Source organism: Alcanivorax sp. HI0083 (assembly GCF_001635175.1).
Genome location: NZ_LWFX01000345.1, coordinates 1 through 715 on the forward strand (window position 1 = coordinate 1; position 715 = coordinate 715).

1 protein-coding gene is annotated in these 715 nt (G+C 60.8%); it reads left to right on the forward strand.

The features are described from left to right. On the forward strand, positions 1 to 567 hold a 567-nt coding region (locus A3754_RS03650; RefSeq protein ID WP_304439793.1), incomplete at its 5' end, for a riboflavin kinase. Positions 568 to 715: the final 148 nt, after the last annotated feature.

Below are 715 nucleotides of genomic sequence, written 5' to 3' on the forward strand. Positions count from 1 at the left end.
CAGCAGGCCGGCCAGCAGTTCGGCTTTGCGGTGACGGATACCGCTACCTGTGAGGTCGACGGTGAGCGGGTGTCCAGTACGCGGGTGCGGGCGGCGCTGTGTGACGGCGATTTTGCTCTGGCAGAGCGCTTGCTGGGGCGACCTTTTGCCATCAGTGGGCGGGTGCGCCATGGTGACAAGATCGGTCGGACCCTCGGCCTGCCCACGGTGAATCTGGCACTGAAGCGGTTGCAGTCTCCCTTGCACGGCGTCTTCGCGGTGACGGTCACCGGTGCCGGGCTAACCGATCAGCCGGGGGCGGCCAATATGGGCACGCGGCCCACGGTGAATGGCACGGAAAACCGTCTGGAGGTCTACCTGCTGGATTACAGTGATTCGGCGGGTGGTGCTGGTTCGGACGACACGCAGCACACGCATCAAGACAGCCTTTATGGCGCACACCTGACTGTGGCCTTCTGCCATTATGTGCGCCCGGAAGAAAAATTCGCGGATCTGGACCAGCTCAAGACTGCCATCCGGCAGGATGTGGACGCGGTTCGGGCTTTTTTTGATATGCCTACGGTGTAATAAGCGGAATCATGACGGACTACAAGGCAACGCTAAACCTTCCCCAAACCGGCTTTCCGATGAAAGCCGGCCTGTCCCAGCGTGAACCTGCGCGGCTCAAAGAGTGGCAGCAAAAGCAGCTGTACCAGAAGATTCGCGAGACCTTTGC